The sequence below is a fragment of the Priestia taiwanensis genome (assembly GCF_014638355.1).
GTDB lineage: Bacteria > Bacillota > Bacilli > Bacillales > Bacillaceae_G > Priestia_D > Priestia_D taiwanensis.
Genome location: NZ_BMFK01000001.1, coordinates 1,840,303 through 1,860,388 on the forward strand (window position 1 = coordinate 1,840,303; position 20,086 = coordinate 1,860,388).

The 20,086-nt window shown below is 38.8% G+C and carries 17 protein-coding genes; 4 read left to right on the top strand and 13 right to left on the bottom strand.

The window, feature by feature from the left end:
- Positions 1 to 151: 151 nt before the first annotated feature.
- The 4 genes from pfkB to IEV41_RS09535 form a co-directional block, all read right to left on the bottom strand.
- Positions 152 to 1,063, bottom strand: a complete 912-nt coding sequence (gene pfkB, locus IEV41_RS09520; protein ID WP_188388153.1) for a 1-phosphofructokinase — start codon at positions 1,061 to 1,063, stop codon at positions 152 to 154.
- Positions 1,060 to 1,815, bottom strand: coding sequence for a DeoR/GlpR family DNA-binding transcription regulator (locus IEV41_RS09525; protein ID WP_188388154.1), 756 nt, complete (start codon positions 1,813 to 1,815; stop codon positions 1,060 to 1,062). Before IEV41_RS09525 ends, pfkB begins: the two co-directional genes overlap by 4 nt.
- 232 nt (positions 1,816 to 2,047) lie before the next feature.
- Positions 2,048 to 2,374 (bottom strand): DUF3909 family protein, encoded by a 327-nt coding sequence (locus IEV41_RS09530; RefSeq protein ID WP_188388155.1) that lies wholly within the window; start codon positions 2,372 to 2,374, stop codon positions 2,048 to 2,050.
- A 2-nt stretch (positions 2,375 to 2,376) separates the two neighbouring features.
- A complete protein-coding gene (locus IEV41_RS09535; protein ID WP_188388156.1) occupies positions 2,377 to 3,252 on the bottom strand; it encodes an NAD(P)-dependent oxidoreductase in 876 nt (291 codons plus the stop codon).
- A 136-nt stretch (positions 3,253 to 3,388) separates the two neighbouring features.
- Between IEV41_RS09535 and IEV41_RS09540 the strand changes: the two genes are divergently transcribed.
- The 3 genes from IEV41_RS09540 (at position 3,389) to IEV41_RS09550 (ending at position 5,710) form a co-directional block, all read left to right on the top strand.
- Positions 3,389 to 4,000, top strand: coding sequence for a nitroreductase family protein (locus IEV41_RS09540; protein WP_188388157.1), 612 nt, complete (start codon positions 3,389 to 3,391; stop codon positions 3,998 to 4,000).
- Positions 4,001 to 4,114: 114 nt separating this feature from the next.
- Positions 4,115 to 4,501, top strand: a complete 387-nt coding sequence (locus IEV41_RS09545) for a hypothetical protein (RefSeq protein WP_188388158.1) — start codon at positions 4,115 to 4,117, stop codon at positions 4,499 to 4,501.
- 189 nt (positions 4,502 to 4,690) lie between these two features.
- The gene (locus tag IEV41_RS09550; protein ID WP_188388159.1) at positions 4,691 to 5,710 is read left to right on the top strand and encodes a serine hydrolase; all 1,020 of its coding nucleotides are present in this window, start codon (positions 4,691 to 4,693) and stop codon (positions 5,708 to 5,710) included.
- A 36-nt stretch (positions 5,711 to 5,746) separates the two neighbouring features.
- Here IEV41_RS09550 and IEV41_RS09555 read toward each other — a convergent pair whose 3' ends face one another.
- The 4 genes from IEV41_RS09555 to IEV41_RS09570 form a co-directional block, all read right to left on the bottom strand.
- Positions 5,747 to 6,193 (bottom strand): GNAT family N-acetyltransferase, encoded by a 447-nt coding sequence (locus tag IEV41_RS09555; RefSeq protein WP_229722183.1) that lies wholly within the window; start codon positions 6,191 to 6,193, stop codon positions 5,747 to 5,749.
- On the bottom strand, positions 6,190 to 6,861 hold the full coding sequence (locus IEV41_RS09560) for an HAD family hydrolase (RefSeq protein ID WP_188388160.1): 672 nt from the start codon (positions 6,859 to 6,861) through the stop codon (positions 6,190 to 6,192). The genes IEV41_RS09555 and IEV41_RS09560 overlap by 4 nt, the downstream gene beginning before the upstream one ends.
- 95 nt (positions 6,862 to 6,956) lie before the next feature.
- Positions 6,957 to 8,174 (bottom strand): glutathionylspermidine synthase family protein, encoded by a 1,218-nt coding sequence (locus IEV41_RS09565; RefSeq protein ID WP_188388161.1) that lies wholly within the window; start codon positions 8,172 to 8,174, stop codon positions 6,957 to 6,959.
- Positions 8,174 to 8,488: an aminotransferase yhxA gene (locus IEV41_RS09570; protein WP_188388162.1), complete on the bottom strand. Its 315-nt coding sequence runs from the start codon at positions 8,486 to 8,488 to the stop codon at positions 8,174 to 8,176. The genes IEV41_RS09565 and IEV41_RS09570 overlap by 1 nt, the downstream gene beginning before the upstream one ends.
- A gap of 80 nt (positions 8,489 to 8,568) precedes the next feature.
- On the opposite strand from IEV41_RS09570, the gene IEV41_RS09575 reads away from it, so the two are divergent.
- Positions 8,569 to 9,027, top strand: coding sequence for an RNA helicase (locus IEV41_RS09575; RefSeq protein WP_188388163.1), 459 nt, complete (start codon positions 8,569 to 8,571; stop codon positions 9,025 to 9,027).
- Between the two features lie 99 nt (positions 9,028 to 9,126).
- Here IEV41_RS09575 and IEV41_RS09580 read toward each other — a convergent pair whose 3' ends face one another.
- From IEV41_RS09580 to IEV41_RS09600, 5 genes are all read right to left on the bottom strand, one after another.
- Positions 9,127 to 11,112 (bottom strand): methyl-accepting chemotaxis protein, encoded by a 1,986-nt coding sequence (locus IEV41_RS09580; protein ID WP_188388164.1) that lies wholly within the window; start codon positions 11,110 to 11,112, stop codon positions 9,127 to 9,129.
- A 525-nt stretch (positions 11,113 to 11,637) separates the two neighbouring features.
- Positions 11,638 to 13,617: a methyl-accepting chemotaxis protein gene (locus IEV41_RS09585; RefSeq protein ID WP_188388165.1), complete on the bottom strand. Its 1,980-nt coding sequence runs from the start codon at positions 13,615 to 13,617 to the stop codon at positions 11,638 to 11,640.
- A gap of 249 nt (positions 13,618 to 13,866) precedes the next feature.
- On the bottom strand, positions 13,867 to 15,855 hold the full coding sequence (locus tag IEV41_RS09590) for a methyl-accepting chemotaxis protein (RefSeq protein WP_188388166.1): 1,989 nt from the start codon (positions 15,853 to 15,855) through the stop codon (positions 13,867 to 13,869).
- Between the two features lie 143 nt (positions 15,856 to 15,998).
- A complete protein-coding gene (locus IEV41_RS09595; protein WP_188388167.1) occupies positions 15,999 to 17,990 on the bottom strand; it encodes a methyl-accepting chemotaxis protein in 1,992 nt (663 codons plus the stop codon).
- A gap of 711 nt (positions 17,991 to 18,701) precedes the next feature.
- Positions 18,702 to 19,958 carry a VanW family protein gene (locus IEV41_RS09600; RefSeq protein WP_188388168.1) on the bottom strand — a complete coding sequence of 419 codons (1,257 nt, stop codon included), beginning with the start codon at positions 19,956 to 19,958 and terminating at the stop codon, positions 18,702 to 18,704.
- Between the last annotated feature and the right edge of the window lie 128 nt (positions 19,959 to 20,086).

A 20,086-nucleotide genomic window follows, 5' to 3' on the forward strand; every position in this document is an offset into this window, starting at 1 on the left:
ACTATATGGTTCATAGAAATAAGGAGTTCCCAGGGAATAAGCCTAAAAGTAGGGTACGAGGAAGAAAGCAAGCCTAATCCTTACACCCTTCTTTTCTTCCCATCATCCACTTCTCCATAAAAAAAGCCTACGGATCCCCTTCTTCCGTAGACTATATTTCTCGTATATGAACTTTTCCGACTAATTGCTGAACATGTTCCACCGTACATAAGTCATGCGAGAAAGCCGTGGCACTTCCCGTTGCGACACCAATTTTAAAGGCTTCTTCTTTGTCATTTGTTCTCCAGTACGTACCAATAAATCCTGCCACTAATGAATCACCAGCTCCTATTGAATTAATAACGTCTCCTGGTGGTACATGTGCGATATAGACACGATTATCGGTGCATAAAGCAGCACCTAATGCTCCCATTGAAACAATGACATGTTGCGCCCCCATCTCGACAAGCTTTCGACCAAATGGAATTGCTTCTTCCAGCGTATGAATCTTTGTCTCAAACAATTCTTCTAGCTCGTACTGATTTGGCTTAATTAAAAATGGCTGTGCCAAAATAGCTTGGCGTAACGCTTCACCACTCGCATCAACAACAACACGAATGCCTTTTTGCGAGCATGTACGCACAATCATTTCATACAAATTGCGAGGAAGACTAGATGGGATACTACCGCCTACTACAACGATACTCCCTTCCTCTACCGCCTCTAATTGTTGGAACAATTTCTTTATGTGAAATTCCGTAATAGACGGACCATCCCCGTTTATTTCCGTCTCTTGGCCCGACTTTAATTTAATATTAATCCGTGAATCTCCTTCAACCGAAATAAAGGCTGATGATGTACCTTCTTCTTGTAACGTTTCTTTAATATAATCCCCAGTAAACCCACCAATAAACCCCAACGCTTTCGTTGGAACATTCATGCGTGTTAAGACACGTGAGACATTAATCCCTTTCCCCCCTGGAAATTTCTCCTCACGTTTCATACGATGTAAATGTCCAGTTTGAAAATCATTTACTTCTACAATGTAATCAACAGAAGGATTCAACGTTACTGTATAAATCATTTTTTTCCTACCTTTATTGTCAACGTTTTATTTTCATATAAACTTAAAATTTCATCATCCATTTCGTTCGTAATGATCGTTGCTTCGTCAATCGAAGCAAACTTCGAGAAGGATACTTCCGAAAATTTACTATGATCTGCCAGTATATACTTTTGTCCAGATAACTTCAATGCACTCTTCTTTACTAATGCTTCCTCTGGATCTGGCGTTGTATACCCTAACTCACAATGAATACCATTTGCCCCTAAGAAACATTTATCAAAACGATAATTCATCATACTTTCTAACGCCTGACTTCCGACTAACGCTTTCGTTAACCCTTTTATTTTTCCGCCAAGTAAATACGCCGTAATATCATGATCTGCTAGTAATTCAATATGCATTAAACCGTTCGTTACGACCGTTACATTCTTCTTCGCTAAATATGGAATCATCTCGTATGTCGTGCTTCCAGCATCTAAGAAAATGCAATCGCCTTCATTCACAAGCGCCGCTGCAAATGCTGCTACTTGTTGCTTCTCTACTAAGTTCTTTCCCGATTTCTCGTGCATTGTCGGTTCTATTCCTTTTGATTGCAGAAGCGAAGCACCGCCATGAACACGCTTTAATAAATTATTATTTTCTAAGAGACTTAAATCTCGACGAATTGTCGATTCTGATGTTTCTGTTACACGAACAAGATCTTGTAGCTTTACAATCCCTTGTCTTCTGATCATATTCAAAATTAGTTCATGACGTTCTGGTGTTAACATACTTCCCCTATCCCTTCTCTATTAATCTCCTAATGATTAGAATTTCCCAAAAAACACCACATATTCTATATCATATACTAAATGTCCTAAAAAAAATAAATATTCACACTTTATAATAGGTACTTTACTCTTCATCTATTGTATACCATTTATCATACAGACGTCTATACATCTCAATTGATAATATTTTGGTAAAACCGAAAAGAGCGAGAGATTTCTCGCTCTTTTCATGCTATCCTAAAAATTGAAATAGTTCCGCCAAATGTGTCGTATCTTGACTATATGCAACAACTACATAGGTTGTCGTACCAATCTCGGCTTCGATATACAACGCAATATGATCTTGTTCATACTTTAATGCACAGTAATACTCCAGCTCTTTAAACACTTCTTTCGTCGTACGAAGCACATAATGCTCGTTCTCATCTCGTCCATACTCAAAGATTGGGCGAAATCCGTACTTTTGATCAAACGCATCTATTTGCGCTTCCGTTACTTTCGTTAACAATGTTCGTTGTACTACGTCTAGCCGTTCATCGAATAAATGAATGTTGTCCATCCTTATCCCTCCAGCTTATTTGTATAATACTTGTACAATGCTTGTGTACCGCTGTTCTCCTCACCTTTTTCAATCAATAATTCATATAGCTTATACGCAAGGTCAAGCCCTGGTGCACTCACGCCCATCCCTTCTGCTTCCGACCTAGCAATACCCATATCTTTTACAAAATGTTTAATGTAGAAACCTGGATCAAAGTCGTCTTGTAACATACGCGGTGCTAAGTTCGATAATGACCAACTTCCTGCGGCACCTGTTGAAATGCTTTGCAGTACTTTCTCTTCATCTAATCCTGCACCTTTCGCATACGCCAGTGCTTCACATACGCCTAACATATTGGATGCAATGGCAATTTGGTTGCACATTTTTGTATGCTGACCAGCTCCTGCCGCTCCTTGATAGATGACGTTCGTGCCAAGAAGTTGTAAGAGTGGTACACACTTCTCATATACTTCTTCGTCCCCACCGACCATAATTGCAAGGCGTGCATCTCTCGCACCAATATCTCCACCAGAAACAGGGGCGTCGAGTGTATGCATGCTATGTATCTTCGCCTCTTCGTATAATGTTTTCGCAAGTGATGGTGTCGATGTTGTAAAGTCAATAAAGATTGTCCCTTCTATTGCATGTGCAAATAGGCCTTCTTCTCCCATATACACTTCTTCGACATCATGTGGATAACCAACCATCGTCATTACAACAGTAGCTTTCTTCGCCACGTGAGCAGGAGATTCCTCCCACACTGCACCTTTTCCTACTAAATCTAACGCTTTTTCTTTCGTACGTGTATACACATGTACATCATGTCCTGCTGCTAATAAGTGACCTGCCATGCTTTTCCCCATTACACCAATTCCGATAAAACCGATTGCTGTCATACTCTCATCCCCCACTTCTTTTTTCTTTTATTATACAAGGAAAAAGCGCTTTCTATCATCTATTTCATTTCGTTGACAATAAAAATGCTTTTCTTATATACTAAAAGTTACTTTACCATATAGAGGAGAATTAAATATGACAAAATCATTTACAGAAATCGCACAAGAACGTCGCTCTGTGAAAATTTATGATACAGAAGTAGAAATCTCAAACGAAGAATTAACGGAAATTCTTGAAGTAACGACGAAATCACCTTCTTCTTGGAACCTACAACATTGGCGCTTCGTTGTTATCAAGAGCAAAGAAGCAAAAGAAAAGTTACTTCCTATTGCATACAACCAACAGCAAGTTGCAGATGCATCTGCAACAGTAATGATTTTAGGTGATACAGAATCATACCGTAACTTTGATGAAGTGTTTTTACCAGCAGTAAAAGCTGGCTTCTTAGCAGAAGAAGTAGCAAATGCTCTTCATGGACAAATTAACGGTGCATATAGCGATAAGCAAAAAGCACGTGAAGCTGGACTTATTAACGGTTCATTAGCAGCCATGACATTCATGTATGCAGCACAAGAGCGCGGTTGGAGAACAAACGCAATCGGTGGATTCCATGCTCCTTCATTTATGAAAGAATTCAACATCGATGAGCGCTACACGCCAATCATGCTTATTACAATCGGTAAAGAAAAACAACCAGGGCGTCCGACACCTCGTCTTTCAGTAGAACGAATGACAGAGTGGAAATAACTCCCTACACCTCTTTCGCGTATGCGAGGGAGGTTTTTTTATTAGAAGAATATTCCCTCTCTCCAGTAACGTTTGGTATAATTAGGCATACTTGTTTTATTGGAGGGATAAGCGATGAAAAAGAATAAGTTCCGTGTAGTAGATTCAGAGTATGTGGAAATTCAAAACATTTACGACGTGAAGCCAATCGACGGCACAATTATCGGGATGGCAACAGAAGAAGAAATGGAACTAGCAACAGAGTTAGAATACAAACATCACGCCTTAACACGTCTACAAGAAGGAAACTTCCAATTTACCGGATCATACCGTGAATTACTACAAGACTTAGAAGCATTTGAGAAGGAATTCGTCATATTCTATCGAGCATTATACAAACGCTTATCTATTCCATGGGAATGGACAATCCGCATCGACCTCGCCAACGGTCCAATTTATGTAATTAATGAAGACATGCCTTACTATGAGGAATACGAAGAAAGCGATGAGTATGATATGTAAGAAGCAAACCTGATGGGGTTTGCTTTTTTGTTTGGATGAAACAGCTAGATGGATCTTTTTGTTAAACAAATTAATTGAAGGAAATAAGAAAGACATGATACGCTATAATTGGAATTTTTTGTGAAAGGGTGAGGGAATTTGAAGAAAAAATGGATTCATGCTCTTCTTATACTAGGGGTCCTTACTACTATGATTGGAGTAGGAAGAACGTACGCAGAAAATTATGATACGATGTTAGAATTTATTGATGCGAAGAAAGGTTCCAAAGAAGTCGCTCTCATCATCCAACGAAACGGCGAGCGTATTTATTCAACAAATGAGGATGTTGCATTGCCACTTGCAAGTATGGCCAAAATACTTGTTGCAATTGAATACGCGAACCAATTAGAAAGCGGCAAGATTAAGAAAGATGAACTCGTTCCTCTTTCAGAGTTAGAAAAGTATTACGTTCCACATACAGATGGCGGAGCGCATCCGGATTGGCTAGATAAAATTAAAGGCAACCACGTTCCATTATCCGAAGTTGTAAAAGGCATGATTCGTTATAGCTCAAATGCCAATACTGATTACTTGCTAACACGCCTTGGATTTGACAATGTAAACGCAGTTCGAGACCAACTTGGCTTGACGAATCATGACGAACTGGCCCCATTTGGAGCTAGCTTGTATGTTAGTAACGTTGTACAACGAGCATACCAACTATCAGAAGAAGATACGTTAGAGCACATGAGGAGGCTTTCGAAAGAAGAATATAGCGCATATACACATAAAATTCATAAAGCAATGTCTAACCCAGAGACATTCAAGAAACGAAACTTTGCACCGTTGCTCTCCATGGACTTCCAACGTGTATGGTCAGACCGATTACCAGCGGCAACAGCAAATGACTATATAAAAGTGATGACCTTCTTAAATGAGAAAAACACCTACTCACCAACTACACAAAAAGAGTTAGATGAGGTGATGGAATGGCTTATACCAGACCAAGAAAATCATGAATGGATTACTCATTTAGGTACGAAAGGCGGGTCAACTGAATTTGTGTTAACAGACTCGGTCTATGTAACAGACAAGCAAGGAAACAAAACCGAAATTGTTCTCCTAACGAATGATTTAACACCTTACGAGTCTAATTTCTTACATGAAAACTGGGATAATTTTCTCTTTGAGACGTTAACAAACGAATCATTCCGTAACACATTGAAATAAGAAGAAGCCAGTTGCATAGAATGCGACTGGCTTCTTTCACCGTATCATATACAAAAACTCATACTCTCCACCATTCGTCTCCTGCGTGTATGTGCGTACTGGTACAAATCCTACTTTCTCATAGAGATGAATTGCACGCTTATTAAACGTGGCAACTGCTAATGCATAAGCGGTCGTCCCAAATTGCTCATACCCAAACTGCAATCCAGCGTCGACAAATACTAGTCCCTGGCCATTTCCTGTTCGAGAAGGCTTCATCCCAAGACCGATACACATACGTGTTTCCATTGGATAGTACGCGAAGAAACCAATTAGTTCCGTCCCATCATAAACAGAGAAATAGCAATCGCCTCTTCTCTCTTCACTCATAAATTCTTCTAGATCGTCTTTGTCATTCTCCATATTATAGAATGAATACATGCCTTCGTATTCCCACGCAGCGATGTACTCGGCTTCTTGTTGCGTCATTTTACAAAAGTTCATTTTCTCACCTCTATCTGTACGAAGGCAAGTATTTCTACTAAATCATCAATTGTCGCATCGGCTTCCGCTTCTAACGTAAAGTAATCATTCCGCTTCCAAATGCCTTTCATGCCAATATTACGTGCTGCTTGTACATCGTATAATGGATGATCGCCAACAAATATACTCGCGTGCGGCTCAACCTCCAGCTTCTGAAGAGCACGATGGAAAATCTCTGCTTCTGGCTTTTTCATCCCTTCCCATTCTGAGACGAGAATGACATCAAAGTATTCTTTGATCCCTAATGCTTTGATGTTACGCATTTGAAATTCCCCGTAACCATTCGTAATTATTCCGAGCAAAAATCCTCGTTCTTTCAGCTCACGAAGTATCTCATGCAACGAAGGAAACGGTACACAATGTAGGGAAAATCCTGTTACATAATCATCTAGTAACTCAGCCGGTGCTATGCCTTCTATCCCAAACGCTCGAACCATCTTTTCGTACACAACATCTTTCCATACGTAACCGTTTTGTTCGAGTGTAAGAAAAGAATCTATGTACACATCTTTCTCGACATGTCCAACATATGTATACAATCGCTCATACTGATTTTCTATAAAACTTCGCACACTCGCACGTCTGTTCAGCAATGTTTCATCTAAATCAAATAAGACAGCTTCCTTCATTGTCCTTCATCTCCCCCCATCATTACTAAATAAAGCCACCACGACAGATACTTGAAAAGATATACTTCTCACCTATGTAAATAAGAGAAATCCCACTAGCAGGATTTCTCTCTTCCGACTGGCAAGAAGTACGATAAATTGTTGGTAATCTGTCCTCCGACACGGCAACCGATTGCACTTTCTTTGCCGTGTAAGACGAAGGATCCAAACATTTGATGCAATGTTTTCTTCGTGCCATTTACATTTACTTCTATTTTCGGTAGCGATGCAAATTGTTGATAGATAAATCCGTATTCTTCATACGTCTTCTGCTTCTCTTCTAACACTTTCGTTCCGGCACCATCGTATATTTCAACTGTGTCACCTTCACGACCATAGAGAGGTTTTTTGACATACTTCGTGTTTGTTCTCACAAACTCATCCGCTTCTAAATACGTTGGTAAGAAATATTCCTGAATCCATTGATGCTCTTCTTCCGTAAAGAACGTATTACCTTCTTCATGCAAGCCCCAAATGATAGCTTGTACCGCTTTATTTTGCAGAAGGAAAGCAGACGGTGGATTGATGAAATGTAGCGTTCCATCACAGACAAGTTGGAGGAGCATTTCACCTAGTGGTTCGCCCGCTTCTGTTTTATCTAATAGAAGACTTTCAATCGGAAACGTCTGACGGTAAAGTACATCAATCTTCTGACCCAACTCATCAAATAATCCTTCTCCTTCAATGAGTTGTAACTTATGGAGCGGTACATAACGAGATGGATAACGGCATAACTGTTGCAAATACAACACCGTCTCTCGATCTTCAACATCATCTTCATGAGATGTAAACACGACGTATCCATCCGTCGTAACAGATGTAATCGCATGTTCAATGGCCCGCTGAAGAACAGCCTCTTCCCCTTCATTGACATCTTCGACAGAAAACGCTTCGCACACCTTCCCATTCACATGGAAACATTCCTTAATGAAAGTAGGCGTGTCACTATTTAACTCCAGTACTTTAAACGTATTTCCATCTGCAACGAAATCAAGGCGTGCAATAACACTCGGTGCAAGGGCCGAGCTTTTTTTTATAAAATGAAGGGATGCTTTCGGATACCCCATCTCAAGTAACGTGTCGTCATGGACGTGTTGAAGCAATGTTGTCATTTTATAAAAGAGCGCACTCACTCGCTTCGTTGCGAGTTTTAAAGTGGTGTGCTGTTTTGATGACAACAAGTCTTTATCATATAATGCATAAGGCTCCCCGTATAAGTCATACCAAAAATTTAGAATGCCTTCGTATAGCTTCTTTCTTTCTATTTCATGCATTATGAACCACTACTTTTCGAACCAGAGCCAAATCCACTCTTAAATTGTGGTGTTTGTGTATATGTTTTGTAATTATTATCTGCTTTTAATGCATTCTTCGTTCCAAAATAGGCTCCCCCGTAATAATAACTACGGTAACGAGAAGAACCTTTTTCGTCACATACCCATACGCCTTCTTCCTCTTCAAAGTCCCAGTCGCTACACTCTGCATCACTCGGCTTCTCGGGTAAATTTGCGCTGTCCTCTTCACACCCTGCTAACGTAGCAGCAAGTGCTGTTGTAACCCCGATTAAGGCTTTTTTTGTTTTTTTCATCGGTTGGTGTCCCCCTCATTCAAACTCTCTCTATATTAATGATATAATAGAAACAGAATTTGGAAAAGGGGGAACGGCTTGTGAATTTAACTTATTTCACCATGAACGAAGATGAATCATACAAAGCTTTGTACGATTATAAAAAAGGAACAATTGATCCGAGCGAAATCTACGCAAGACAACTTTGTGAATACGCAGTACTGCACGGTGTTCAATACCGCTTACTATCGAATGAAATGGAAGAGGATACAGATATGTTAATCGTGGAAGAGGTTGGTAAAGCTAAACCACTCCAAGACGAAAAAACATACAAAGACGGCATCACAATTGAGTTCCGTGAATACCGCAGCGAATATGATATGCCGATTTTATACAAATTAACGATGAATCCATACGATAATCCACACTTCAAAGCGATGCGTTATTTACTGAAAGATTACGTACACATCCCGACAGTTGGTATTCGTAAACGCGACTCAGCAGAAATTGATGAGGACCGTGCATGCTATGTCATTTATGTGACGACAGATACATACTAAATCGATTAGATAAACGTATCAACAGACTGATAACACGCTTATCTATAAACTCTCAAAAAGAAAGGATGCCCCTCTGTTACGGAGGACATCCTTTCTTTTTTATATTTTGAAATGCTGGACTGTTTCGCTTAAGTTATTGCTTTCTTCTGTTAAATCGTCTAATGTTTCGACTACATGTTGTAAGTGACGAAGCTGTTCGTCTGTTGATGCTTGTACCTCTTCCGATGAAGAAGCTACTTCTTGGCTACCTCCGGAGAAGACATGAACAATCTCGACAAAGTGTTCTTGTTCCTCCGCAATTGTTTTCATTGCTTTTGTAACGTCTCCAATGGACTCACCTAACACTTCAGCAATCGATGTAATCTCTAAAAACGCACTTTCTGCATTTGTTACTGATTTCCCTTGCTCGTCCATCATATTGCGTGTGCCTTTCATTGCCTCCACAGCACGCTTCGTTTCTTCTTGAATGCCTTTAATCGTTTCACTTACATTGTCTGTTGCTAACTTTGATTGTTCTGCTAGCTTGCGTACTTCTTGGGCAACAACCGCAAAACCTTTTCCGTGATCACCAGCACGTGCTGCTTCAATACTAGCATTTAATGCAAGTAAGTTCGTTTGATCCGAAATTGTTCGAATCGAACTAATCACTTCACTAATCATCTCTACTCGTTCTACTAATTCCGCAACGACACGCTCCGCTTCTGTTAGTTTCATATTCGATTCACTTGAAGCATTACGTAATCCATGTAATTTTTCTCTTCCTGCACGCGATGCTCCTTCTGCTTTTGTCGACATCTCACTCATCGATAACATGGATGTATTCACATCGGTAATGGAATCTGCCATGTTATCTATTTGAATCATGATGCCTTCAATTTCATAAGCTTGCTTCGTGGCATGTCCTGCCACACTTTCCATTGCACCTGCCACCTCTTTACTAGAAGAAATGGTTTCCTGTGCAGACACAGATACTTTTTTCGATACATCTTGTACTGTCACAACGTTTGTTTGAATGGCTCCAACCATGTTGCGCATTTGCACTACCATGTCATTAAATGCTGTCGTTAGCTGATTAAGTTCTTGACTTTTGGCTCTTTCAAGCTGCACTGTCAAATCACCTTCCGCTACTTTACACACTCCATTTCGCAAACGGCGGATTGGGATTGATATACGTCGTGCAATTACGTATACAATAATAATCGTAACAACAACAGAAGCAACAAACATTAGGATAGAAATTGTGCGGAACTCCACTGCTTCTGCCATTAATTCATTTATCGGATATACAACACCTACTGTCCACCCTAGTGGTGTACCTGCGTAGTAATACTTTACTTTCTCTTCTTCTAATGTCCCTTCAAATGATCCATCCATTGCGTTCATCTGTTGAACATGTGGATCACCGGATAAATCTTCTCCATCTTTCCCTGGATATGTAAAGGCAATATGATTATTACTAAGAATAAATCCTTGTCCACCATATGCAATGTTCATGCTCTTCATAATTTGTTTAAAATAGTCTACAGATAAGTCAACCGCTACTACCCCTACTACGTCACCAGTTGTAGGAGAATGCACTGCGATAGAATTCGTAATAACCATATTTCCCGTTACTGTATCCTTATACGGTTGGCTCCTCCAAACGTTCCCGCCTTCTTTCACACCTTCCGTATACCACTCTTTTTCAATTGGGTTATATCCTGGCCCCTGATTACTCCACGTATTCAATGAAGTTAATGTTTCCCCGCCCTTCGTCCCTACATAAATAGACTCAACAGATGCATGTAACTTCGCATATAACTGAAAATCATCTACTAATTTCCCTTTCGCTTCATCTATATTTTCTGTTTCAAAAATCCGATGAATAAGATCACTTTTTGCATATTGCTGCAAATCCATATTTACATTATGTAATTCATTTTCAACAAATTGAGTTACATCATGTACAATGGCTTTTGTTTCTCTATCAACATGCTTCTCTGCTTGTGTAGTTGCTAACAAATAAGAAGCTAGTTGAGAAGAAATTAATACGATTCCGACAAATAATGTAAAGAAAAATATCATCTTTGCTTGCAATGTTTTCATCACTTTCACCTCTAGACGTCAAATTAATAGGTCTTATGTCATATAAAATCACTAAATTATTTCCTATTATAAACATTCATTCCTACTTTCACCACTTATATGTTTGTTATTTTCTAAAAATATCGAAAAAACCGTCAATAAATTGTAAAATATGCGTTACTGTCGAAAAGAAAGAAGTTACTTATGAAACAATATACGTTCAAGCAAGAAATAAGTAAGCATATTGCTGCTTTTCAAACCTTTCATTAACACGAAGCCGTGGTTTTACAACTGTTTCTCGTCTTAGAAGGAAGTGGAATCGTAAGCGGTGCGAATGACGAACAAATCAGGAAGCTGTCTACTGGGAGAAAGGGGAGAGCCATACTACCTATTCAGAGGAAGGATTAACAGCTATCATTATTGAAGCTAAAAATATGGCTGAATCTGTGCAGATCGCATTGTTGGAGATTGAGTGCCGATGTACTCTATGCTTCTACCGATACAAAAAGCCTGCGAGGTATCTAATTCCCTCACAGGCTTCTTTTCTTATATATTGAAACGCTTCACTACTTCTCGTAATTCATTTGTTTGCTCAATTAGTTGTTCCGACGTTTCGGCTACTTGCTGTAAATGTTGTAACTGTTCATCTGTTGATGCATTCACTTCTTCAGATGCAGCTGCTGTTTCTTCGCTTCCAGCTGCGAATTCTTGTAAAATTGCACCGAACGCTACTTGTTCTTCTCCAATATGGTTCATCGATGTTGAAATATCGGTAATAGAAAGGCGAACTTGTTCTGCAATCGATGTAATAACAAGAAAGACTTCTTCTGTCTCTGTTAATGATTGCTTCTGTTCATCTGCTAATTGACGTGTTTGTGTCATTGCTTCTACTGCTTTTTGTGTTTCTTCTTGAATACCTTTAATTGTTCCTGCTACGTTCTCTGTTGCTTGCTTTGATTGTTCTGCTAGTTTGCGTACTTCTTGGGCAACAACAGCGAATCCTTTTCCATGTTCACCTGCACGTGCCGCTTCGATACTTGCATTTAACGCTAGTAAATTCGTTTGATCCGAAATGGAACGAATTGTATTAATTACATCGCTAATTAATCGGACACGCTCTACTAGTTCTACCATAACACTTTCTGCATTTTGCAATTGTGTATTCGATACGTCTGACGCACTACGTAATGTTGCTAGCTTGCTTACACCAGCTTGTGATACACTGTCAGATTCGTTCGATAAATGCGTCATCGAGCTAATCGATACGTTCACATCGGCGATTGATCCGCTAATACGATCAATCTTCTCTGTAATTGTTTCTACTTCATTGGCTTGTTCTGTTGCATTTTTTGCAACGCCGTCCATTGCACTCGCAATTTCTTTACTAGATGCGATTGTTTCTGCCGCTAAATGATGGACACCACTTGATCCATCTTGTACGTTCGTCACACTATGCTCAATCGTCTGTACCATACCATGCATTTCTTCGACCATGTGGCTAAAGTTCCTCGTTAATTGACCGACTTCATCCTTCGCTTTCGATTCAATACGAACAGTTAAATCGCCTTCAGTTACTTTCTGTACTTCCTTATTTAATCGTTGAATCGGGCGTGCAATTGTTTTTGCGAACATAAATACAATTACGCTTGTCAGAAGGATTGCACCAATGACAATACGCTTTGTTACGTCACGAATACCCATCAACTCTGCCCCTAATTTTTCAACAGAGAAAATAATACCTACCTTCCATCCTAACTTACCAGAATCTGAATGATACACGCGCGCTTCTTCACCATCTAATTCATGAGTAAATACGCCATCTACTTTTTTGTTCACTTCTTGTACAATCGCTTCGCCTGAGACATCTTGTCCATCTTTGTTTGGATAAATAATTGCTTTATTCGAGCTATCTAACATAAATATTTGTCCATCAAAACCAACGTCTACCTTTTCCGCATATGCCTTTAGCATATCTAGCGAAATATCCATCCCCATTACACCAAGAACTTGTTGCGTATTTGGATCAATAATTTTTTGAGATCCTGTAATGATTATTTCTTTCGTTTCTTCGTCTTCATAAGGAGTACTCCAGATGATTCTCTCCGAGTTATCCATTGCTTGCTTATACCATTCCCTACTTGTTGAATCGTAGTTAATAAGACCTTCTTTTGCATCTATGAAACTATTGTCACCCTTCCCTACATATAACGATAGAATTTCGGGATGCAAATCTGCATACACTTTGAAATCGTGTACTAACTTTTTCTTTTCCTCTTCTGTCGCATCTGCTTTGAGAGCGTTTTCTAACACATCATCTTTTGAATAGCGAATGAATTCTACTTCTTTCGCTGTGAATTTTTCCTCAATCGCTGTCACTAATTCTTGCACACGCTGATTGGCATCTTTTTCAATCGTTACTTCACGTTGGTCACTAACCAACATATAAGTAATAAGCTGTACTATTGTAAACGTAACCGCCATAAGTAATGTAAAAATGAGCGTTATCTTTGATTGTATTTTTTTCATCTGCCGTCCCCCACTATTTGACAAAGTAATTATGAAACATAACCACTATGTATATCGGCAATATATGGGAAGTAGTTTACCTTATTTTCCAAATAAAATAAGAAATGGGACTTATATATGCAAAATAATTACTTTTCTACAAGTGCTATTCTTCCTCTTTTCTTACAAAATGAAGCGTACAACCTTACATACCACTTGCTCGACATCAAAAAAAGCCTGCAGGATTGAAATTCCCGCAGGCTTCTCTACTTATATATTGAAACGTTTCACTAATTCTCGTAATTCATCCGTTTGCTCAATTAGTTGTTCCGACGTTTCGACTACTTGTTGTAAATGTTGTAACTGTTCATCTGTTGATGCATTTACTTCTTCAGATGCCGCTGCTGTTTCTTCGCTTCCTGCCGCAAATTCTTGTAAAATTTCACCGAATGCAGCTTGTTCGTTACCAATATTGTTCATTGCCGTTGAAATATCCGCAATTGATAAGCGTACTTGCTCAGCAATTGATGTGATAACTAAGAATACGTCTTCTGTCTCTGTTAATGATTGCTTCTGTTCATCCGCTAATTGACGTGTTTGCGTCATTGCTTCTACTGCTTTTTGTGTTTCTTCTTGGATACCTTTAATCGTTCCTGCTACGTGCTCTGTTGCTTGTTTTGATTGTTCTGCTAGTTTGCGTACTTCCTGGGCAACGACAGCAAATCCTTTTCCGTGTTCACCAGCGCGTGCCGCTTCGATGCTTGCATTTAACGCTAGTAAGTTCGTTTGATCTGAAATGGAACGAATTGTACCAATAACATCGCTAATTAATCGAACACGTTCTACCAGTTCACCCATAACAGCTTCTGCACTTTGCAGTTGTGTATTCGATACATCTGATGCACTGCGTAACGTTCCCAACTTACTTACACCGGCTTGTGAAACGCTATCCGATTCATTTGATAAATGCGTCATCGATCCAATTGATACATTCACATCGGCAATAGATCCGCTAATGCGTTCAATTTTCTCTGTGATTGTTTCTACTTCATTGGCTTGGTCTGTTGCATTATTCGCAACGCTATCCATCGCACTTGCAACTTCTTTGCTTGTTGCGATTGTTTCCAGTGCTAAATGATGGACACCGTTTGATGCTTCTTGGACATTCGTTACACTATGTTCAATTGTTTGCACCATACCATGCATCTCTTCTACCATATGATTGAAGTTCTCTGTTAACTGACCAACTTCATCTTTTCGCTTAGACTGAATTCGAACCGTTAAGTCCCCTTCTGCTACCTTTTGTACTTCTTTGTTTAACTGTTGAATTGGACGTGCAATGGTTCTCGCAATCACATATACAATTGCTAATGTAACAATTACTGCTAGACATAACACAATAAGCGTCGTATTACGCATGTTCGTTAACTCTTCCTCTAACTTCTCTACAGGGAACATTATACCAATATTCCACCTTAACTTCCCAAGCATAGAATGATAGACTTTCATCTCTTTTCCATCTACTTCATGTGTGAAGACACCTTCTACTCGCTTGCTTGCTTCTTGAACAATAAGTTCGTTCGAAACATCTTCCCCATCTTTATCTAAATACTCAATCGCTCGATTTTGTGCATCTAATATAAATCCTTGACCACCGAAATCAATTTCTAAGTCTTGTAAATATTGATTAAACGTCGCTAATGGAATATCCATTCCTACGACACCCGTCACAGCATATGTATCGGAATCGATAATTGTTTTGGAACCTGTAATAATCATTTCTCCAGACACTGAGTCTTTGTAAGGTTCGCTCCATATGAATTGCCCACGCTTCTCCATTGCTTTCGTATACCACGCGTTGACAGTTGGATCATAATTCGTCACTTCTTCTCCTTCTGCATCAGAAGCAAAAGATTCTTTGTTCGGCTTGCCCATATATACAGCAAGCACTTCTGGATGTAATTCTTTGTATAAGCGTAATTCTGTTGTTAACTTCTTCTTATCTTCCTCACTTGCATTCTCTCTTGCTGCTCGCTGCATGACATCCGATTGCACATAACGTGTCATATCAACTTCTTTATCTTTAAATACGCTTTCAACTTTCTTTAACACTTCTAATACATACCAATGTGCATCATCTTCAATTTTCTCTGTACGATCTTGACTTACTTGTATGTACGTCACTGTTTGTGCCGCAATAAGCGAGACCGCCATTAGTAATGTGAAAAAAAGCATCATTTTCGTTTGAATTTTCTTCATCTGTCATCCTCCTGCTGTGCGGAAAAATAATTCTGATTAATAATATTATATATATCGGTCAAAATTCGACATTCTTAACCTCTCCAGCACAATCTATGAGAAAAAAGGAAGACCATTTCAGTCCTCCTTTCTTGTCTCATTCCTTACACACGAAAACGCTCTACTAACTCTTTTAACTTCTTGCTTTCTTCTTGTAAGTTCTCTGATGTTGTCATGACATGTTGTAAATACGTTGATTGCTCATCTGTTGATGCATTTACTTCTTCTGATGCAGCTGCTGTCTCTTGGCTTCCCGCTGCAAATACTTGAATTACTCCGGCAAATGCCTCTTGCTCTTCAGCGATACTATCTACTTCTTTCGTTACTTCTTGAACAGATTCCGTTAGACGCTCTGATGCAGCAATAATCGACTGGAATGCTTGCTCTGTATTCCCAACAGATTGTTGTTGTTCATCTGCCATCTCACGTGTATGTTGCATTGCTTCTACTGCTTTTTTCGTTTCTTCTTGAATACCTTTAATCGTTATGCTTACATGTTCTGTTGCTTCTTTCGACTGCTCTGCTAACTTACGTACTTCTGTCGCTACAACAGCAAATCCTTTTCCATGTTCGCCAGCACGCGCTGCTTCAATACTTGCATTCAATGCTAGAAGGTTCGTCTGATCCGAAATAGAACGGATTGTTTCCATTACATTGCTAATCATATGAACACGTTCTACTAATTGATTCATGACATTCTCTACTTCATGTAATTGTCCATTCGCCTCACGAGATGTTGCACTTAACTCACGTAGTTTGTTCATCCCTTCTTGTGACGACATATCTACTTCTGACGATAATTTATCCATTGAAATCACCGAGTTATTTACACCTGTTACCGATTGCGACATACGCTCCATACGACCTAAAATACCTTCGATTTCATTCGCTTGATGCGTCGCATTATTTGCCACACTATCCATCGCGCTTGCGATTTCTTTACTTGTTGCAATTGTTTCCTGCGTTAAGTTAGATACTTGTCCCGATGCATCTTCTACACTGCTAACATTTTGTTGAATTGAACGAACCATTTCATTCATTTGTTCTACCATGTCCGTGAAATTCCTTGTCAGTTGTCCAACTTCATCTTTTGATTCACTCTCTAGACGTACGGTTAAATCACCATCTGCCATTTTCTCTACTTCTTCACTTAACGTACGAATTGGTTTGGCAATACGGATTGCTACAAAATACACAATTGCTGTTGTAATTAGTAACGCAACCACTCCAATGATAACCGAAATTATCTTAAACTCATTTAATGCTTCTTGTAATTTTTCTACTGGGTATATAACCCCAATATTCCATCCATACTTGTCTAAATGAAGAGTGTGTACTTCCACTTCTTTATCATTTAATTGGCTCTTAAAGATGGCATTCTTACTATTCTGTAATGCCTGTACAAGTGGTTCTCCTGCTACATCTTGTCCATTCTTCTCTGGATATGCAACTGCTTTATTCACAGAATCAATAATAAATGCTTGTCCACCGTGTGCGATATCCATTTCTTTGATCATCGTTTGAATACCAGCTAACGAACAATCTACCGCAATAACACCTAATACTTCTTTTCCATCTGCTGACATAATTGCTCGTGAAGCTGTTACAACTAACTCTTTCGATGCAACGTCCTCATAAGGTGTTCCCCATGCGATCTTTCCACCAGCCTTCAGTGCATCTTTGTACCAATCACGTGATGTCGGATCGTAATCTGCAGGATGACTTCTTCCACGATCATATGAAGTCATGAAAGCTTTCTCTTTCGTTCCCATATAAATCGAAGCAATATGCTGATACTTATCCGCATATATTTCGAATTCATCCATTATTTTCTCTTTTGCTGTTTCTTTCGTCTCATCTTTAAATGCTGTTCTGATTATTTCAGACTCAACATATCGTGCAATATCAATATCAATTGTTGATAATGTATAATTTAACTGTTCAGAAATATTCTTCACAATCAATTGTGATTCTGTCTTGACGCCTTCTTGTAACTTATTATTCACTTGTATAAAAAGAGCAACTTGTGTCGTAACAAGCGAAATTGCCACAAGTGCTGTGAAAATAAGTATCATCTTTGTCTGTAGCTTCTTCATTCATTTCTCCCCTTTATATCTTCGTTACAAAAGATAACCCCACCATTTATGTATGAATTGCACGCTTGATTACCTTTAGTACAATACCCTTAGAAAATAAAACTTCAATATAACTAGTGCAAAAACATTGTTCATTATATCACTTATTTTCATAACATTTTTCTTATTTTCGCATTGTTCACAAAAAATGAAAATATTGTCCTATTTTGTCGAAATAAGACCAAACCTTTTACCTATCTGAAGGTACCTATACTTGTGATACTCCCTGCTATACGTTCTCATTCACTGGGGATCGAGTTTATGGATTATAAAATAGTTCTTATTACTTAGAACGATATAGATATGAATACAAATAAAATTATGAAAAAGGCTTCCTATCTTTTTATAGAAAATATTGTCTCAAGTTTGTCATTTCCTTTGTGACAATCGTGCTTGGCAATGCAATTATAGAAGGTGATTATGACATGTTCTCCGTTGCCGTAGTTTTATCTACAGTTATATGTTACTTCAGTGATGTAGGACTTGTTTTACTCATCGATTGTGAAGTACGTAATATCGCGCTTAGTTTCTTAAAAAAGAAAAAAAGAGTCAAGCCTTGTCGCATAATAGAAAAATCCCCCTTTCTCCTCTGAGAAAGGGGGATTTTTCTATTATGAACCTATATTATTGCTATGCCAGTTACTAATTTTGAACAAATTATTGTCTAGGCTTTTATTTCTTATATGTGCTTCGACCAATCAATTTGTTCTCCACAATTACTTTACCATTTTGTTTCACTGTCTTATATGCAGATGCTTTAATATGTGTATCTGTTTCGCTATCTTTTTTTGATGTAAGTGTAACTTGTTTTCCTGTTGCTTCTTTTCCTAATAAATTAATAGTTAATGTACTTCCTGATGGAATTGCTTGAACATATAACGGATAATCTAGTGAATTCTTAAATTTGAAGTCTGGACCGTAATCTGCAACTGTCGCATCTAACCCGATTGGTACATACCCCACTGTACGACTATGATTCACACGTTCAACAATATCTAAGTCAGCATTTAGTACAGCATTATATAACGTACTCGACACTTGGCAAATTCCTCCGCCATAATCTGTCGACAATTCTCCGTTCACGTATACAGTTGACTCCTTGTATCCATTCGCTTTGTTCGCATGCCCAACTTCTCCTTTGAAGCTGAATACTTCACCTGGTTCAAGAAGTGTACCATCTATACTTTTTGCCGCACGCTCTACATTAAAACGTGTGTTTCCTTCACGTCCTGTCATCGGTGATCCAAACCCGGCAACCGTCTTACTGAAATCCATCTTTTGTACATCTTCTGTCGTACGCTTTGGCGCAAATTCTTTCGTTGGAACCGTTACTGTCGCTTGCTTCTCTACTACCGCAGTTTCTACAAGCCCCTTTAACTTCTCCTTATCAACCATCACACCATTCTTCCCTGGTGTAATTTGCTTTTGGCTACCTGCCATATATACAGAAGCATTCTTCGGTTGAGTTAATGGTTTGTTGTAATCTGACTGTAACGCTTCATCGTACTTCTCAGGAGAGAATACTTGCTTCAAGTTATACACTCGTGTTCGTACACCTGATTCTGCTTCTTTCTTCATATCAACACGGTCACCATAATTAGCCTCTTGGCCACTAAAGATGTCATCAGCAATTGCTGTTCCTTCATAGCTAACACCTAAGTCTCCCCATGTGAGCGTCTTATTTTGACCATTTAAAGTAAGCGTTAATTGTGTTGCATTCCACTCATCGACCTTAGCTTGAACAATTTGCTCGACTTCCTCACGCGTCTTTCCTTTCAGATCAACACCTTCAAATGTTGTTCCTTGAAGAACATATGTATCTAATTCTTGGTTTAGCTCTGCTGTATGATTGTAGTACGTAGCACCAGCTACTCCCCCCAATACCCCAAACGACACAACGGCAGCAATAATAGGAATTTTAAATTTCATCCATCTACACCTTTACCCTCTAGCTTTTTTTTATTTTCTCTAATATGTAACAACAATATTTTAAAAGTTAATTTCCAAATATTACACATTATCCCTAAGAAAATGATTACTTTATCTATCTACTATTT

Bases quoted from the DNA above. Each gene is read 5' to 3' on its own strand.
- IEV41_RS09565 (WP_188388161.1), bottom strand. From the start codon at position 8,174: ATGCATGAAATAGAAAGAAAGAAGCTATACGAAGGCATTCTAAATTTT.
- IEV41_RS09540 (WP_188388157.1), top strand. From the start codon at position 3,389: ATGACAAAATCATTTACAGAAATCGCACAAGAACGTCGCTCTGTGAAA.
- IEV41_RS09590 (WP_188388166.1), bottom strand. From the start codon at position 15,855: ATGAAGAAAATTCAAACGAAAATGATGCTTTTTTTCACATTACTAATG.
- IEV41_RS09595 (WP_188388167.1), bottom strand. From the start codon at position 17,990: ATGAAGAAGCTACAGACAAAGATGATACTTATTTTCACAGCACTTGTG.
- IEV41_RS09600 (WP_188388168.1), bottom strand. From the start codon at position 19,958: ATGAAATTTAAAATTCCTATTATTGCTGCCGTTGTGTCGTTTGGGGTA.
- IEV41_RS09560 (WP_188388160.1), bottom strand. From the start codon at position 6,861: ATGAAGGAAGCTGTCTTATTTGATTTAGATGAAACATTGCTGAACAGA.
- IEV41_RS09585 (WP_188388165.1), bottom strand. From the start codon at position 13,617: ATGAAAAAAATACAATCAAAGATAACGCTCATTTTTACATTACTTATG.
- IEV41_RS09555 (WP_229722183.1), bottom strand. From the start codon at position 6,193: ATGAACTTTTGTAAAATGACGCAACAAGAAGCCGAGTACATCGCTGCG.
- IEV41_RS09550 (WP_188388159.1), top strand. From the start codon at position 4,691: ATGATTGGAGTAGGAAGAACGTACGCAGAAAATTATGATACGATGTTA.
- IEV41_RS09525 (WP_188388154.1), bottom strand. From the start codon at position 1,815: ATGTTAACACCAGAACGTCATGAACTAATTTTGAATATGATCAGAAGA.
- IEV41_RS09570 (WP_188388162.1), bottom strand. From the start codon at position 8,488: ATGAAAAAAACAAAAAAAGCCTTAATCGGGGTTACAACAGCACTTGCT.
- pfkB (WP_188388153.1), bottom strand. From the start codon at position 1,063: ATGATTTATACAGTAACGTTGAATCCTTCTGTTGATTACATTGTAGAA.
- IEV41_RS09535 (WP_188388156.1), bottom strand. From the start codon at position 3,252: ATGACAGCAATCGGTTTTATCGGAATTGGTGTAATGGGGAAAAGCATG.
- IEV41_RS09580 (WP_188388164.1), bottom strand. From the start codon at position 11,112: ATGAAAACATTGCAAGCAAAGATGATATTTTTCTTTACATTATTTGTC.
- IEV41_RS09530 (WP_188388155.1), bottom strand. From the start codon at position 2,374: ATGGACAACATTCATTTATTCGATGAACGGCTAGACGTAGTACAACGA.
- IEV41_RS09545 (WP_188388158.1), top strand. From the start codon at position 4,115: ATGAAAAAGAATAAGTTCCGTGTAGTAGATTCAGAGTATGTGGAAATT.